At 70.5% G+C, this 15,106-nt stretch carries 14 protein-coding genes, 1 tRNA gene and 2 pseudogenes; 10 read left to right on the top strand and 7 right to left on the bottom strand.

Features of this window, described 5'->3' with window-relative positions:
* The first annotated feature begins 121 nt into the window (after positions 1 to 121).
* Complete coding sequence (locus tag EW117_RS10295) at positions 122 to 3,730, top strand: sigma-70 family RNA polymerase sigma factor (protein ID WP_129786303.1); 3,609 nt, start codon at positions 122 to 124, stop codon at positions 3,728 to 3,730.
* Between the two features lie 46 nt (positions 3,731 to 3,776).
* Here EW117_RS10295 and upp read toward each other — a convergent pair whose 3' ends face one another.
* Complete coding sequence (gene upp / locus EW117_RS10290; RefSeq protein ID WP_129786301.1) at positions 3,777 to 4,412, bottom strand: uracil phosphoribosyltransferase; 636 nt, start codon at positions 4,410 to 4,412, stop codon at positions 3,777 to 3,779.
* A 118-nt stretch (positions 4,413 to 4,530) separates the two neighbouring features.
* Between upp and EW117_RS10285 the strand changes: the two genes are divergently transcribed.
* The gene (locus EW117_RS10285; protein ID WP_129786446.1) at positions 4,531 to 4,965 is read left to right on the top strand and encodes a nucleoside deaminase; all 435 of its coding nucleotides are present in this window, start codon (positions 4,531 to 4,533) and stop codon (positions 4,963 to 4,965) included.
* A gap of 24 nt (positions 4,966 to 4,989) precedes the next feature.
* On the opposite strand, the gene EW117_RS10280 is transcribed toward EW117_RS10285, so the two are convergent.
* Both EW117_RS10280 and EW117_RS10275 read right to left on the bottom strand, forming a co-directional pair.
* Positions 4,990 to 5,634: a hypothetical protein gene (locus EW117_RS10280; protein ID WP_129786299.1), complete on the bottom strand. Its 645-nt coding sequence runs from the start codon at positions 5,632 to 5,634 to the stop codon at positions 4,990 to 4,992.
* Positions 5,625 to 6,725 (bottom strand): L-histidine N(alpha)-methyltransferase, encoded by a 1,101-nt coding sequence (locus tag EW117_RS10275; protein WP_129786297.1) that lies wholly within the window; start codon positions 6,723 to 6,725, stop codon positions 5,625 to 5,627. Before EW117_RS10275 ends, EW117_RS10280 begins: the two co-directional genes overlap by 10 nt.
* 211 nt (positions 6,726 to 6,936) lie before the next feature.
* Here EW117_RS10275 and EW117_RS10270 point away from each other — a divergent pair, with 211 nt between their 5' ends.
* Positions 6,937 to 7,746: a Sir2 family NAD-dependent protein deacetylase gene (locus EW117_RS10270; RefSeq protein WP_129786444.1), complete on the top strand. Its 810-nt coding sequence runs from the start codon at positions 6,937 to 6,939 to the stop codon at positions 7,744 to 7,746.
* Positions 7,747 to 8,294: 548 nt separating this feature from the next.
* On the opposite strand, the pseudogene EW117_RS30140 reads toward EW117_RS10270, so the two are convergent.
* Positions 8,295 to 8,495: pseudogene (locus EW117_RS30140) on the bottom strand (transglutaminase domain-containing protein); the annotation flags it as partial.
* A 478-nt stretch (positions 8,496 to 8,973) separates the two neighbouring features.
* Between EW117_RS30140 and EW117_RS10260 the strand changes: the two are divergent.
* The 3 genes from EW117_RS10260 to EW117_RS10250 all read left to right on the top strand — a co-directional run bounded on the left by EW117_RS10260 (position 8,974) and on the right by EW117_RS10250 (position 11,106).
* Positions 8,974 to 9,978: an arabinan endo-1,5-alpha-L-arabinosidase gene (locus EW117_RS10260; protein ID WP_129786293.1), complete on the top strand. Its 1,005-nt coding sequence runs from the start codon at positions 8,974 to 8,976 to the stop codon at positions 9,976 to 9,978.
* 211 nt (positions 9,979 to 10,189) lie between these two features.
* On the top strand, positions 10,190 to 10,501 hold the full coding sequence (locus tag EW117_RS10255; RefSeq protein WP_129786291.1) for a hypothetical protein: 312 nt from the start codon (positions 10,190 to 10,192) through the stop codon (positions 10,499 to 10,501).
* A 2-nt stretch (positions 10,502 to 10,503) separates the two neighbouring features.
* On the top strand, positions 10,504 to 11,106 hold the full coding sequence (locus EW117_RS10250) for a hypothetical protein (protein ID WP_129786289.1): 603 nt from the start codon (positions 10,504 to 10,506) through the stop codon (positions 11,104 to 11,106).
* Positions 11,107 to 11,150: 44 nt separating this feature from the next.
* Here the strand turns inward: EW117_RS10250 and EW117_RS10245 are convergent, their stop codons facing one another.
* Positions 11,151 to 11,864 carry a GntR family transcriptional regulator gene (locus tag EW117_RS10245; protein WP_129786287.1) on the bottom strand — a complete coding sequence of 238 codons (714 nt, stop codon included), beginning with the start codon at positions 11,862 to 11,864 and terminating at the stop codon, positions 11,151 to 11,153.
* 183 nt (positions 11,865 to 12,047) lie between these two features.
* Here EW117_RS10245 and EW117_RS10240 point away from each other — a divergent pair.
* Both EW117_RS10240 and EW117_RS10235 read left to right on the top strand, forming a co-directional pair.
* Positions 12,048 to 12,134: transfer RNA gene (locus EW117_RS10240), tRNA-Ser, on the top strand.
* Between the two features lie 287 nt (positions 12,135 to 12,421).
* Positions 12,422 to 13,345, top strand: a complete 924-nt coding sequence (locus EW117_RS10235; RefSeq protein WP_129786285.1) for a S66 peptidase family protein — start codon at positions 12,422 to 12,424, stop codon at positions 13,343 to 13,345.
* A gap of 31 nt (positions 13,346 to 13,376) precedes the next feature.
* Here the strand turns inward: EW117_RS10235 and EW117_RS30135 are convergent, their stop codons facing one another.
* A complete protein-coding gene (locus EW117_RS30135) occupies positions 13,377 to 13,766 on the bottom strand; it encodes a hypothetical protein (RefSeq protein ID WP_129786283.1) in 390 nt (129 codons plus the stop codon).
* On the opposite strand from EW117_RS30135, the pseudogene EW117_RS30780 reads away from it, so the two are divergent.
* Together EW117_RS30780 and EW117_RS10220 are read left to right on the top strand one after the other, a co-directional pair.
* Positions 13,709 to 14,209 (top strand): annotated as a pseudogene (locus tag EW117_RS30780) (NUDIX hydrolase); the annotation flags it as partial. The gene EW117_RS30135 and the pseudogene EW117_RS30780 overlap by 58 nt on opposite strands.
* A gap of 26 nt (positions 14,210 to 14,235) precedes the next feature.
* Positions 14,236 to 14,616, top strand: coding sequence for a hypothetical protein (locus EW117_RS10220; protein WP_129786281.1), 381 nt, complete (start codon positions 14,236 to 14,238; stop codon positions 14,614 to 14,616).
* 36 nt (positions 14,617 to 14,652) lie between these two features.
* On the opposite strand, the gene EW117_RS10215 is transcribed toward EW117_RS10220, so the two are convergent.
* On the bottom strand, positions 14,653 to 15,069 hold the full coding sequence (locus tag EW117_RS10215) for a YunG family protein (RefSeq protein ID WP_129786279.1): 417 nt from the start codon (positions 15,067 to 15,069) through the stop codon (positions 14,653 to 14,655).
* Positions 15,070 to 15,106 lie beyond the last annotated feature (37 nt).

Genomic DNA, 15,106 nt, shown 5'->3' with positions numbered 1-15,106 from the left:
ATCATGACGCACCTTCGGCCGTGGTGTACCCCACTTCACCCGGGAAATATTTTTTTCCACCCTAAATCGCCGAGCTGGCTCTATAGTCTTGGGCAGGATACGGCCGAGAGTCTGGGTAGACGTGAAGCAAGCCGAGAGCAGCACCGGGGGAACCCCGAGCGACGCGGAACTGATCCTGCAGGTCAGGTCGGGTGACCGTGACGCTTTTGGTGTGCTCTACGAGCGGCACGCGGCCGCCGCACGGGCGCTCGCCCGCCAGTACGTCTCGCCGACCGACGCCGAGGACGTCGTCGCCGACGCGTTCAGCAAGCTGTTCGAGATGCTCCGCCGGGGCGCCGGGCCCGACGCCGGGTTCCGCCCCTACCTGTACACGGTGGTCCGCCACCGGGCGTTCGACGTCTCCCGTGGCGCCGCGCGAACCCGCCCCTCCACGGACGACGAGATCGAGTCCGTGCTCGGCCGAGTGGCGTCCGAAGAGGACCCGGCGCTCGCCGGCTTCGAGCGCAGCGTGATCTACAAGGCGTACGCCGACCTGCCCGAGCGCTGGCGCGAGGTGCTCTGGTACGTGCTGGTCGACGACGTGAAGCCGGCCCAGGTGGCACCCGTGCTCGGGCTCAGCCCGAACGGCGTCTCGGCCCTGCTCTACCGCGCCAAGGAAGCTCTGCGCGCGGGCTACCTGCAGCAGCACCTGACGCATGCGCCGTCGGACACGTGCCGCAGCGTGAACCCGCTGCTCGGCGGGTACGTGCGCGAGAGCCTGTCCAAGCGCGAGACCACGAAGATCACCGAGCACCTCGCCACCTGCGGTACCTGCAACGCGCTCGTGCTCGAGCTCCACGACGTCGCGCACGGCATGAAGACCGTCATCGCCCCGCTGGTGCTGGGCGCGGGCGGGCTGGCCCTCGTCGGTGCGGGGGCGCCGATCGGCGGGCTCGCGATAGCGGCCAAGGCCGGAGCGGGGGCCGGAGCAGCAGCCGGTGCACCGGCCACCGTGGGTGTTGGCGCGGCCTCGGCCGGGACTTTCTCCGGTGCGGTGTCGTCCGCCGTCTCCGCGACCGCCGGTGCCATCGCCTCCGCCGCGGCCGCTGCCACGGGTGGGAGCGTTGCAGCAGGTGCGCTCGCGGCCGCCGCGGTCGGCGTGGTCGCGGCCCTGCAGATCGCCGGACCGCCCGAGCCCGAGCCCATTGCCGCCGACCAGGTGATCACCACCACCGAGGGCCGCGAGCTGCCGGGCTCCGAGGAGATCAACGGCAAGCCCGTGCTGCCCACCGACGTCGGGCCGGGCGACACGACCACCAGCAACTATCTCGTGGTCGACTACGACGACGCCTCGAAGCCGCTGGCCCCTCGCCAGCCTCAGGACCTGACGCTCTCCGTCGAGAACACGGGCGAGGCCACGGCCACGGGCACACAGCTGGAGATCCATCTTCCCGCCGGGCTCACCGTCGCGAGGCCGGAGGGACCGTTCGGCACGGGCGTCGGTGGACGGCTGGTACCGGCCTCCGTGGAGACGCCCGAGGATTCGGCGGGCAACGCCAACGGCGCGGAGGACGGCGGCGCCCAGATCGTGACGCCGAGTCCCGAGGCGTCCGCCGACGCCGGCCCGGCCAAGAGCGCCGAGTCCGGTGGGGCACCCGACGCCGCCGGCGAGGCAACAGCTGAGCCGACGTCACCGCCCAGCGAGCCCTCCACCGTGGGGCCGGTGGCCGGCGACGGGCCGTCCGCGTGCACGCCGACGGAGCAGACGAACGTGCTGCTCTGCTCGCTCGGGGAGCTCGCGCCGGGGCAGAAGCACAACGTCACGGTGCGGGTGCAGGCCAACTTCGGCGGCGACTACCCCGTCGGAACCGAGGTCTGGGCCGACGGCCTCGAGCATGTCGCCCGCACCCTTCCCGGCCGGACGGTCGCCCCCTTCGGCCCGGAGCTGTCCGCCGCGACCGCTGACGTGTCGCTTTCGAGCCCGGGTGTGGCCGCGCTACCCGTTCGCGTCGCCAGCACGGGCGACCGTGCGGTGCCGGCCGGCGGCTGGGCGGTCGACGTGACGCTGCCGGACGGCGTCACGCCCGCCGTCTCACAGCCTGAGCTGACGTGTGCGCCCGGTGCGATGCCGAACGCCTGGCGCTGTGCGCCGCTCGCCGGCACGGACGCGGCGGCGGTGGAGCTGGCGCCGCAGGCCACCGCGGAGGTGGCCCTGAACATCACGACCGCGACGGCGGCGCCGTCGTCGTCGGCCACCGTGCTCGGTGCCGCGAACGTCCGGCCCGTCCTCGAGGGCAACGCGCACTCGGCGTCGGCCACGCTGGTCGTGACGTCGGCCTGGGCCAATGCCGCGGACGGCGTGGGCACGGTCGCCGCGTCCTGCGAGGCCGAGGGCGGCGCCGCCGTCGCCGATTCGGTCGTCACGGGTACGTACACCAACACGACCCAGCACGAGGTGCGGGCCACCCTCGAGGCGGCGGGCAGCAAGGCTTCCTCCGGTACCCTCGCGCCGGGTGAGTCCACCACGCTGACGGTGCACGACGGCCTGCGCGTCCCGGCCGGCCAGGCGACGTTCGTCCTGGCCACGGACGTGGACGGCCGCCCCTACGAGACCCGGGTTCCGGCCGGTCCGCACGAGCGGGCGGGCTGCTACGTGCCGAAGTGGACCACCGACACGAGCGCGAGGACCTTCAACTCCGGTGGCACCGTGGCGGTCGAGGGCACGCTGAAGAACACGTCGGACGAGATGATGAACGCCGTCATGTCCGTGCCCGTCGGTGACTCGACCATGGAGTCGGTGAGCCGCGTCGTGCCCCCGGGCGGCGTCGTGAACTTCACGGTGAACACGGGCCGGACCGAGCTCGCCGCGGGCGAGGCCACCTTCCGCCTGACGCGCGACGGTGTGGACGAGGACGGCGACCCGCCCATGCGGGCAGTCGTTCCGGAGACCAACCCGAAGGCGGCCTTCGAGGGCGCGACGATCGATCCGGCCCAGGGGTCCGAGTCGATGGCCTCGGGGGTCTGCGAGTTCAACGCCGAGCAGGACCGCTCGGTGCAGATGTTCAGCGTCATGGCCGACAACACCGGGTCGACGCTGCCCGTGCTGTTCCACGTCGGTGACATCAGCAGGACGGTGCAGCCGCGCGAGTCGATGAGGATCGATTTCCCGGTCGCCTGGGGCACGGAGACCGTCGACCTGAGGGCGGCCGGCAAGACGCTCGCGAAGCTCAAGGTCCCGTTCGAGTCGTGTGCCGAGCTGAAGTGGCCCGCGGAGGCCGTGACGGTCACTACTGCCGCGCAGTGTGTCGACGACTGGCACGTCCAGCACACGGCCGCGGTCGAGAACCGGACCGGCCGGGACTGGATGGGCGTGCTGGTCCGTGAGGGCAGCGGCGAGGTAGGCCCGGAGAAGCAGGTCGGCGCGGGGACAACGACGCTCGAGGTGACCCGCAATACCCCGATCAGCGGCGAGGGCAACGTCACCGTACGGCTCACCCGCCAGCTGGAGGGCGAGGCGCACACCGTGGACCGTTCGTTCCCGGGGGGCAGCATGACGTGCCCCGACGGCGGCGAGGAGGTAGTCGGGGGCGAGGATCCCGACGTCGGGGGCGACAAAGCCGACGGGACCGAGGAGGCCGACGGGACAGGGGAGGTCTGCGAGCCGACATCGGCAGCGACGACGCCAGCGTCGTCAGACCCCTCCGACGGCGGGTGGCTCGCGCCGTGGCTCCCGGGCTACTGCGGCGACTGACGCCGCTGACCCGCCCGTATAGGGCGGGAGGGCCGAACCGCCCAGGTCAGACGATCCCGTACAGCCGGTCGCCCGCGTCGCCGAGGCCGGGCACGATGTACGCCTTCTCGTTGAGGCGCTCGTCCACGGCGGCGACGACCACCGTCAGGTTCGCGCGGTCGCCGACGTGCTCCTCGAGCAGCTGGATGCCCTCGGGGGCGGCCAGCAGGCAGACCGCCGTCACCTCGCGGGCACCGCGCTCCAGCACGTAGTCGATGGCCGCGACCAGCGTGCCACCGGTGGCGAGCATCGGGTCGATGAGGAACACGTGCCGGCCCGTGAGGTCGTCGGGCAGGCGGTTCGCGTACGTGACGGCCTTGAACGTCTCCTCGTCGCGGACCAAACCGAGGAAGCCGACCTCGGCGGTCGGGAGCAGGCGGCTCATACCGTCGAGCATGCCCAGGCCGGCGCGCAGAATTGGCACGACGAGCGGCGGCGGTGACGCGAGACGCGTCCCCGTCATGGTGGTGATCGGCGTCCTCACCTCGTGCGGCTCGGTCGCGATCTCGCGCGTGGCCTCGTAGGCCAGGAGCGTGACGAGCTCGTCGACGAGCAGGCGGAAGGTGGGTGAGTCCGTGGTCTCATCCCGCAGGACGGTCAGCTTGTGGGCGACCAGGGGATGATCGACGACGTGAAGGCGCATGACCCCAACGCTACCGGCCCCCACCGAGTTGTCAGACGTGCGGGTCACTAAGGTGACCTGTGTGTCTGACACGGGAGGGATGAGCGTCGCCGAGCGGCGCGCGCACTGGGAGAGCTGGATGGGTCGCGCGCTCGACGAGGCCCGCCGCGCGCTCGACACCGGCGACGTCCCGGTCGGCGCCCTGGTGCTCGACGAGGCGGGTCGCGTGATCGGCGTCGGGCACAACGAGCGGGAGGCGACGGGAGACCCGACCGCCCACGCCGAGCTGCTCGCGATGCGGGCCGCGGCCGTCGCCCGCGGCGAGTGGCGCCTGACCGGCTGCACGCTCGTGGTGACTCTCGAACCGTGCCCGATGTGCGCGGGAGCGCTCGTGCAGGCCCGGGTGCGGCGCCTGGTCCTCGGCGCGTGGGACCCGAAGGCCGGCGCCACCGGTTCCGTCTGGGACCTGGTGCGCGACCAGCGCGCGCTGCACGAGGTCGAGGTGCTCGGCGGCATCCGCGAGGACGAGTGCGGGGCGCTGCTCCGCGAGTTCTTCGAGGCCCGGCGGGGCTGACGCGGCGGTGCGCCCGGCCCGCCGTCAGACCTGCGGCAGCGCGGAGTGCAGCTGGTCGAGCAGCGTGCGCAGGCGGAGCAGGTACAGCCGCTCGTTGGCCAGGCTCGACAGGTTCGAGCCGACGTCGTCGCCGTCCTGGTACTTGATGAGCATGAGCTCGAACTCGGTGAGATCCCGGCGCCAGTTATAGCCCTGCACGCGCTCGCGCCAGCGGTGCAGCTTCTCGACCAGCGCGCTGTCGGGCGCCCTGCTGAGCACACCCGAGGCGAGCGCGGCATCGACGGCGGACAGCGCCAGGCGCGGGCTGACCGACAGGGCGCGTTCGCCCCCGGTCCGCAGCCCGGCGAGGCGCCGCTCGACGATCGCCCGGTTCTGCTGCAGCTCGAAGACCACGGAGGCGACGACCTCCGAGCGGCGCTCCGTCTCGGCGTTCTGCCGCTCCACCACGAGCCCGGTGACACCCGCGAGCAGCGTCAGAGAGTTGACCCACGGCTCCCACTCCGGGCCGATGTCGAGGATCCACAGCACGCCGAGCACGAACGCGATGCCGAGCAGCGCATAGGTGACGACGGCGACGGTCACGCGCCGTCGGCGGGCCCAGCGGCGGCTGGACCACGCCGCAGCGACCCGCCGCCGCAGCAGGCGCAGCCGCGCCCGCATCACTTCCACACGTCGAACGTCGGCAGCTTGGCGGGAGCGCTCTCATCGTGCGCCAGGAGGCGCAGCTCCAGCCCGAACGGGTTGTGCCGCTGCGTGTGCCGGAAGCGTTCCCGCTGCATGTGGGTGGTGCGCAGCCCGGAGCTGGCGACCAGGTGGTCGATGCGCTCGGTCGTGTACTTGCGGGTCGTGTACAGCCGGATCGTGTCCTCCGGCTTGAGATGGATCGGGCGACTGCCCGGGATGAGCATCCGGATGACGTCGTTCCCGACGTTCTGCCAGAACACCTTCAGGAGGATGCTGTCCGCCTCGACGGACCCGGTGAACCGGACCTGCTCGAGGTCGATCTTGAGGTCGGTGTTGTAGCGGACGGCGCTCGCGACGAACTCCACGAACCCGCGGGTCTGGCGGTACTCGGACTCGGCGTCGTGCACGGCCTCGTCGGACAGGTTCTCCGTGGTGGCGAACTCGACGAGCATCCGGTCCTGGGGCCGGAGCACTCGCGCGACGCCGTTCAGGAACGCCTCGTCGTCGTCGAAGTTGGCGACCGTGTTGCCGACCAGCGAGAAGAGGATCGGCTCCTCGCCGACGAGGCGGTCGAGGAACAGCTTGAGCTCCTCGAGGTTGCCGTCCAGCGAGAGATCGATCTGCAGCCCGAGGGAGCGGTCCAGGGGGAAGTGCGCGTCCCGGACCGCGGTCCGGGATCCCGTCCGGAGCATCTCGGCGCTCATGTCCACGGGGATGTAGAGCATCGACGGGTTGGCCCGCCGCATGGTCTCCAGGAACATCCCGTCCTTGGCGCCGGTGCCCACACCGAGGCTGACCAGGTGTACGCACTCGTCCGTGACGAGCGGGGAGATGGTGCGCCACTGCCTACGGAACATCTCGGTGCCGACCTTGATGACCATGTAGGTCGGGTCGTTCGAGGCGTTGGACCACGCGATGGTGGGACCGATGCCCCAGTAGGCGTACCCCGACGGGACGCTCTTGCCGTCGCCGCTGGTCGAGTGACCGTCGTCGAGGTACTGGGCGAGGGTGGCCAGCTTGTCCGACTGGTCCTCGCCGACCAGAGTCACGGACCACCCGAAATCGTCACCGGCCAAGGTGCTGTCGATCCTTGATATCGCTGAGTCGCCCACGCGGTCCCCTCACGCTCCAGTGCAAAGAAACCCCAGGCTAGCGGCATGCGGCGCGGTGCGAAATGGAACACACGACGGGGACGGCGGCCCCCTCACGGCATACCCTCATAGGGTGTTCCCTCAAGCCCGACCCACCACCTGGCAGCCGGAGGCCGTCGAGGTCGCCCGCACCACCGTGGACGACGCCGTCGAGGTGCTCACCGGTCTCCGCTTCACCGCACTCACGGGTGCCGGGATCTCGACCGACTCCGGCATCCCCGACTATCGCGGCCCCGACTCCCCGCCGCGCAACCCGATGACCTACCAGCAGTTCGTGGGCGACGAGGAGTTCCGCCGACACTACTGGGCCCGCAATCACGTGGGCTGGAAGCACGTGAACCGGTCGGTCCCGAACGCGGGGCACCGGGCGCTCGTCCGGCTCGAGGAGCGCGACATCCTCGCCGGGATCATCACGCAGAACGTGGACCTGCTGCACGAGGACGCGGGCTCCCGCAATGTCATCGACCTGCACGGACGCTATGACCGCGTGATCTGCCTGACCTGTGGCCGGGTCATCTCGCGCACGCACCTCGCCGAGCGGCTGGACGCGCTCAACCCGGGCTTCCTGGAGTCGGTCGGGGACGTCGCGGACATCGAGATCGCGCCCGACGCCGACGCCGTCATCGAGTCCACCGCGCACTTCAAGCCGGCGCCCTGCGAGTTCTGCGGGGGAGTGCTCAAGCCGGAGATCGTCTACTTCGGGGAGAACGTGCCGCGCGAGCGCGTGGAGCGGGCGTTCGCGCTGGTGGACTCCGCCGATGCGCTGCTCGTCGCCGGCTCCTCGCTGACCGTGATGAGCGGGCTGCGGTTCGTCCGGCACGCGGCCGAGGGCGGCAAGCCGGTGGTGATCGTGAACCGCGGGATCACCCGCGGCGACAAGTACGCGACGGTGAAGATCGAGGCGAGCGTGAGCGACGTCCTGAACAAGCTGGCCGAAACCCTCTGACCCGGTTCTTTGTTGTGGGCGGCGGCGAGGTCCGTGATGCCGACGTGGCCGGTGGGGGAGAGCGTCAGCACGCGTTCGCCGGGATGCAGCCGGACGTCCTCACGGTAGAGCTCGGCGAGCTGGTCAGCTGCCTCCTCGTCCCCGGCGTCGGCAGCCACCAGTAGGTACGCGAGCTCGTCGGCTATCGAGTCGAGCTCGGCTTCGGACACGTCGGCGCCCGGCAGGCCGGCCTCCTGGATCCGCGCCGCCACCGAGCCACCCGCGGCCTCGCCGACGACGGGGCTCTTGAGCCGCGGCCCCCACAGGTCCCAGAGGAGCAGCTCGTCGCGGTGCCGGTGCGCCACCTCGAGCAGCACGTAGTCCCGTACGAAGTTTCGTCCGCTCAGCCCCGGCAGGTCCGGATCCACGCCGAACTTCGTGGGGTCGGCCGTCCCGGCGCGGACCGCGAGCCACGCCTCGGCCGCCGTGACGAACGGCGCCCCAGCGCCGGTGGGCATGTCGTTGACGTCGAAGTCGAAGTCCTTCTGGTCGAGCTCCGGGTCGAACCGCACCCAGCGGTCGCCGTCCCAGCGCTCGCCCACCACGTGGTCGCTGCGCCAGTCGGGTACGAAGTAGCTGGCGAACCCGATCCGGGACCGCGCGGAGATGCCGTGCGTGCGCAGCACGCCGAGCGCCAGGAGCGTGTGGTCGCGGCAGCAGCCGGCCACCTGCTGCGCCTGCGTGCGGGGTCCGTCGAGCGGAGCGCGCATCTCCGCGGCGTCCAGGATCGAGGTCAGCCAGCGCCGGTCCGGGTCGAACTTCTGGGTCTCGGTGAGCTGCGGGCCACCGGCCCGGTAGTGCACGACGGCGGTGCAGACGAACCGGTGCAGCTCCTCCGGATCGGTGCTCAGCTCGGAGAAATATCCTGTGTGATTTCCGGGGTTCGAGTACGGACTGTGGTCCGAGTAGTCGAAGAGCGTGGGCGCGGGCATCGGTGTCCTCCCTCAGCGGTGACGGAACAGTACCTCGCGATGGGCAGCCTTTAACAGCCCTGCTGTCGGCCCCGGTGCGGAGGGCCGGCCTGGCCTCGCGCAACCCGGATCGGCCATGCCCTTGACGTGCGAATTCACCCGGCCCACACTGTTCTACAACCTTGTAGAAGCCGGAGCGACGACGGTCCGGCTCGATATGTGAGCGCTCACAATTCGGGCCCGTCGCGCCGCCGGCACGTACCGGACGGAGGCAAGGATGCACCAGTTCCGAGCACGATCCACGAGCAGTGCCCGACGCCGACAGGCAGCCGTGGCGCTGCTCGTCGTGGCAGGGCTCGCCATCAGCCCGGGGGCTACTGCGGCTCCCGACGCCGTAGCCGCCTACCCGAACCCAGGCGTGGTGACCGGAAGTACCGGTGTGCACGACCCTGAGGTCGCCAAGACGCCCAGCGGGACCTATCTGCTCGCCCACACGGGCGCCGGGATCCAGCTGAAGACCTCGCCGGACCGCACCCAGTGGAACAACGCGGGGGCGGCGTTCCCGAACGGCGTCCCGTGGGCGCACACGTACACGAACAACAGCAACGACGTATGGGCGCCGGACATCACCTACGTCAACGGCCGCTACTACATGTACTACTCGGCCTCGACGTTCGGCTCGAACCGCTCCGGCATCTTCCTCGCCACGAGCACCACGGGCGCGCAGGGGTCGTGGACGAACCAGGGCCTCGTCATCGAGTCGCGGACGTCGGACAACTGGAACGCGATCGACCCGAACCTCGTCATCGACCAGTCCGGCCGCTGGTACCTGAGCTTCGGCTCGTTCTGGTCGGGCCTCAAGATGATCCGGCTCGACTCCTCGACGGGCAAGCGGTCCGGGACCGAGTTCCACAGCATCGCCGGCCGGGGCGGCGGCGCCATCGAGGCGCCGACCATCCACTACCGGAACGGCTATTACTACCTGTTCGTCTCGTTCGACCGCTGCTGCCAGGGCGCGAACAGCACCTATCGCGTGATGGTGGGACGTTCGACGTCGGTCACCGGGCCGTACGTCGACCGGGCCGGGACCGCCATGACGTCGGGCGGGGGCACGGAGATCCTGGCCGGTCACGGGAGCATCCACGGCCCGGGCCACCAGGCCGTGCTCGCCGACAACGACGCCGACGCGCTCTTCTACCACTACTACACGGACAGCGGCGCGTCCCGCCTGGGCATCAACCTGCTCGCCTACGACGGCGCAGGCTGGCCCTACGTCTACTGACCCCGCCGAGAACCCTGGCGAGGTAGAACCCTGGCGAAGTAGAACCCTGGCGAAGTAGAAGCGCAGCTCGGCTGCAGTTCTACTTCGCCAGGGTTCTACCTCGCCAGGCCGAACCGCCGGGGCAAATTGTTGAACAACCTAGATACTTATGTCGGACGCCGCTAGCCTGGTTGTGCAGCGAGATCTGCCCGCCCGCGCCGGAGGAACCGACATGGCCGAACCGACAGTGCAGCAGCAGCCCGTGGGGCGCCGGCTCGGCGTGCTGGTCCGAGCGGTACCCAGGCTCCGGCGGAGGACGCGCAAGGCCGAAGGCGCGCACGAGCCCATCCCGGATCGGGTATCGGTCCGGCAGGGCGTCCTCTCCCTGCACCTGGACCTCGTGGTCCGGGACGCCGACGGCGCCGCGGCGACCCTCGAGCGCGTCCTCGGCGTCCTGCAGCCGGGTGACCGGGTCTATCTCGTGGGTCCGCCGGGAGGCGCCGAATCGCAGGTGGACGACCGGCCGTTCACCATCTGGGCCTGACCGTGCCCGGCCTGGGCTGGGTGGTGGAGCGGCACGTCACCGTCGCGCGGGCCACCGTCGCCACGGTCACCTACGCACTGCTGGCCACGGCGTTCGTGCTCGGCGTGCTGTGGTTCGTGCTTCCCGGGGAGCCGCGCTGGGAGCCGGCAGTCAACTCGCTCACGCTGGTGGCGGGCATGACCGGGCTGATCGTCGAGCGGCTCAGCAGCGAGGCCGAGCGGCACGCTCAGGTGCTCGCCGCGATCCGGCGCGAGCTGGAGCGGAACCAAGCGGTCCTGGCGGACAACGAGTTCGCGCGAGGCGCCGAGGACCGCCCCCGGGCCGTCTTCGCCCGCCTCGCGGTCTCCGCCGTCGACGCGGCGCTCGTCTCGGGCGCGCTCGACCGGCGTCGGGACACCACCCTCGTGACCGCGCTGCATCGCTGGCGGGACACGGTCCAGGGGTTCAACCGGCGGCTCGACCTCACGGAGAACATGAGCGTGCTGGAGCGGCAGTCATCGGGGGAGCGGGAGGTCTGGGACGCTGCGATGCGCCTGCGGGGCGGGTACGTCGCCATGACTCGTGCGCAGCTGGAGGATCTCCTGACCGTGCTACCGGTGCGGTGAGCGCTGCGGTCAGCGTCGTCCGACGTCGGACCCGGCTCGGTGCGTCAGGCAGGCTCGCCCGGCGTGCGCCGGGAGTACGCGGCCGCGACCGTCCGCTCCGACTGGACGAGGTACTCGTCGAGCTCCGCGGCGGCGGCCGCGCTGTCCCCGGCGAGGGTCATCTCCAGGATGCGCGCGTTGCGCGCCACGTAGGGCGCGTGCAGGTACTCCGGGTTGGCGAGCAGGCCGAACGCGAGGCGGAGCTCCGCCGATACGGTGGCGTAGAGCCGGTCGAGGTGCTCGCTGTCGCAGAGCGCGACGATCCCGCGGTGGAACTCCATGTTGGCAGTTCCCGCCGAGCGCCAGTCCTTCTCGTCGCGTGCCCGTTCCGCGGTCTCGACGGCCTGGCGCATGATGTCGGTCGCAGGGTGGCCGGGCAGCGCGCCCCGCAGGGCCTGTCCCTCGATCATGCGGCGCACGCGGTAGATGTCGAGGATCGACGCGAGCGTCGGGACGGCGACCATGACGCCGGCATGCGGACGCCGGACGAGCAGGTTCTCGTGCGTCAGCACCCGGAATGCCTCGCGGAGCGTGTTGCGGGAGACTGCGAGCGTCTCGGCCACGGCCTTCTCCGAGAGCCGCTCGCCGGGTCGCGCTTTGCCCGTGATGATCCACGAGCGGATCGACGCTGCAGTGCGCTCGACAAGGTCGCCGACCTTGGCCTCCGTAGGGTCGGCCGCAGTCTCGGAAACGGGTTCTGCGTCAGCGGTCGTCGCCATGTGCCCACTCTACGGTCGCGGGCAGGACGCCGGATGATGTGGTGCGGCCGGAGGATCTGGCGGGTTCGATCGTCGGACAAGGGAGACCTGCGTCACGGTGCGGCGGGTGCGCGTCAACCGATTCGTGGAACCGGGCTTCGACCGGGTATCCTGCTACGGCCCGCTGGTGTTGTGGCGGGCAGAGGTAGCGTGTCCGAGCGGCCTAAGGAGCACGCCTCGAAAGCGTGTGTGGGTGAAAGTCCACCGTGGGTTCAAATCCCACCGCTACCGCACACTGAAGGCCCCCAACCGCAGAAACATGCGGATCTGGGGGCCTTCGTCTTGCCCGGCACTCCGTTTTTCGTTGTACTCATCGGCGACTCCGAATCGGACAGCAGGCTCTCGGAGCCGGGCTGACCTGCGTTCAGCAGGCTTGAGCAGAGCCATAACCCACCTGATAACGGCCGCCTGGTGCCTGCTGAATCAGGGTCAGCCCGGACAACCAACCGGTCTCCGGTCTCAAGGTGAATGCCGGTAAATGACAGCCCCGCCCCCGCAGACCGGGTACCGTCCCGCGCATGCCGCGAACCCCTCAGCCCCGGTCTGATGTGGCACGTCTCCGCAGCCTCGAACCGGGCGACGCGATCGCGCTCGTCTCGCCGGCCAGCTGGAGCGACGACTCCTGGCTCACGGAGAGCATCGCGACCGTCGAATCCTGGGGGTTCAAAGCGCGCGTAGGACACCACGCCACCGACCGGCTGGGCTACATGGCCGGTGGCGATCGTGAGCGCACAGCGGATCTCAACGCCGCGATCCGAGACCCGGAGGTCAGGGCCATCCTCTGCCTGCGAGGCGGCTGCGGGAGCCTCCGGCTGCTCGCCGACGTCGACACCGATGCACTCCGGGCGGACCCGAAACCGATCATCGGGTTCAGCGACATCACCGCCCTGCACCAGGTGTGGCACCAGGCCGGCGTTCCGTCCATCCATGGCGCCGTCGCCGGTACCCGTGCGAGCACCGTTCGACAGCTCCTGGTCGGCGAGCGCGGCGAACCTGTGCGGAGCGACCGCGCCCGGTTCGGCGCGGATCTCACTACCACCGGCACCGCTTCCGGCCCGTTGTTCGGCGGCAACATCGAGATGCTGGCCCGCAGCGTCGGCGTCGTCGACAACGACCTCGAAGGCCACGTCCTACTGCTGGAGACTCACCGGGAGGTCGGCCTCGGGATGGTCGACCGCGCGCTCACCCAGCTGCTGCTGTCCGGGGCGCTCGCGGGTGTTCCGGGCATTGCGCTGGGCGCGCTGGAGGGGTTCGAGGACTACCAGGACCGCGAGTGGACGGTCCTGGACGTACTGCATGACCGACTGGACTCGCTCGGAGTACCCATCCTGGCCGGGCTGCCACTCGGGCACCTCGAGAACCCGGTATCCGTCCCGCTCGGGGTCGAATGCGTGCTCGACGCCGACGCAGGGACGTTGACCGTGGACCCGTTGACCGCCTGACCTGTGGTCGCGGCTGGGCGCCCAAGGCGCTTCACCGCAGAGGCAGCCCCCGATCGCTACCGAGGACATGAGCCCGGATGACGGCGGCCGTGTGGTCCTGCCAGTCGCGGGTCAGGTACCAGCCGCACGCGCACCGGTACAGGCCGGTGGCGGCGTCGTAGCTGTACTGGCTGTGTGCCGCGATGACCTCGGACAGCTCATCCGGGTCGAGGGCCGCCTGCAGGGCACGCCGTGCGGTGTAGGTCCAGTCCCTCTGCTGAGCCGGCGTGCGCCGCTCGAACGGGACAGCGCGATGCGGACGGGCGTACGCGGCCTCGGCAGCGCGTCGTAGCGGAGCACTCACGCCTCTCAGGCCTGCAGAGCGTGCGGGCTTGCCGGGCCGGACGGCGTCGGTCCGGGCATGGCGCGGCACGTTCCTCATCGCTCGGCCTTCCTTCCTGTCCTGCGGGGAGTTCCGATCAGTCTGATCCCGCGTGGCGGCGGAGGAAGGGAGCGCCGCGCGAGTGTTGTGACGCCGTCGCAACGGGCCGCGGCCATTCCTGTCGTAACCGGACCTCGTATGGTGTGGCCGTGCCGGAGGCCACCGAAGAACCGCCAGCCATTGCAGCAGCCGTCATCGTCCAGGACGGTCGCGTCCTGCTCGTCCAGCGCCGCATCGCAGAAGGCAGCCTGTCCTGGCAGTTCCCCGCAGGCGCCGTCGAACAAGGCGAGAACTACGCGCAAGCAGCGGTGCGTGAGACGGCCGAAGAGACAGCACTCGTCGTCGAGCCGATCGCGGTGCTCGGGGAGCGCGTCCACCCGAACACCGGGCGGCTCATGGGCTATGTCGCCTGCGAGGTCAAGGCCGGCACGGCCCACGTCGCCGACTCCGACGAGCTCGTGGACCTCGCATGGGTCAGCGCCGCGGAGCTCGGCGACTACGTGCCGCACGGCTTCGCGCCCGTGGTGCGACCTCCGTCGCAGGCGACCGCTCCCACGACCCCGGCTGGTATGCCGGAGCCGAACCGGAAGCCGCCGCCCAAGGGATCACGACCATCCAGGAACGGTCAGGCGTCGCCGCGCTCGTGCTCGCCAGCGACGGCGTCGACCCCGAACGGCATCCCGAGGCCACGACGTGGCGAGGCCTCTACGACGAGGCGAGAAGGATCGGCGCGGCGCGCGTGCTCCTGGACATCCATGACGCGGAGGCCACGGATCCGGACGGACGTCGTTGGCCTCGGTCCAAGCGTCACGACGACAAGACCCTTGTCGCCGTCACCCTCATGCGCTGATGCAACCTTGGGTCCGACGCCCCTCCGGCACGGATCTCACTCGGCCCGCCGTAGACGGGCCTGGACGTCCGCCAGCAGCAGGTCGCACCTGACCACCGTGGCCGGGCTGTCGCCGAGCGCGTTCCGGTCCAAGACTTCCCGAGCTGTCACGACCGATCCGGGCGGGAACTGCTGCCAGGTGAGATCGATCGCGATCGCGGCGTCCTCCACGATGAGTTCGTTCCAGAAGTGGACCTCATGTCGGATGCCGGTCCACACGCTTCCCTTGACGATCTCGCTCTCGGGCAGGAAGTGCTGCACGACGCGCGCCGTGGGGTAGCACTGGCCGAGCGCGGGATTGCCCTCCTTGCACACGCCGCCGTACGACGTCCTCGCGCTCCACGAAGCCTCGAGCGCTTCGCGCAGTGCGATGAGATCCACCGGACGCGTCGACGGCACATCAGGATCGGTCACGCCAGCAGGTTAGCGGTCGCGGGAGGTCGCACGTAGG

Source organism: Promicromonospora panici, assembly GCF_900608595.1.
Taxonomy (GTDB): domain Bacteria; phylum Actinomycetota; class Actinomycetes; order Actinomycetales; family Cellulomonadaceae; genus Promicromonospora; species Promicromonospora panici.
This window is presented reverse-complemented; position numbering and strand designations above follow the sequence as displayed.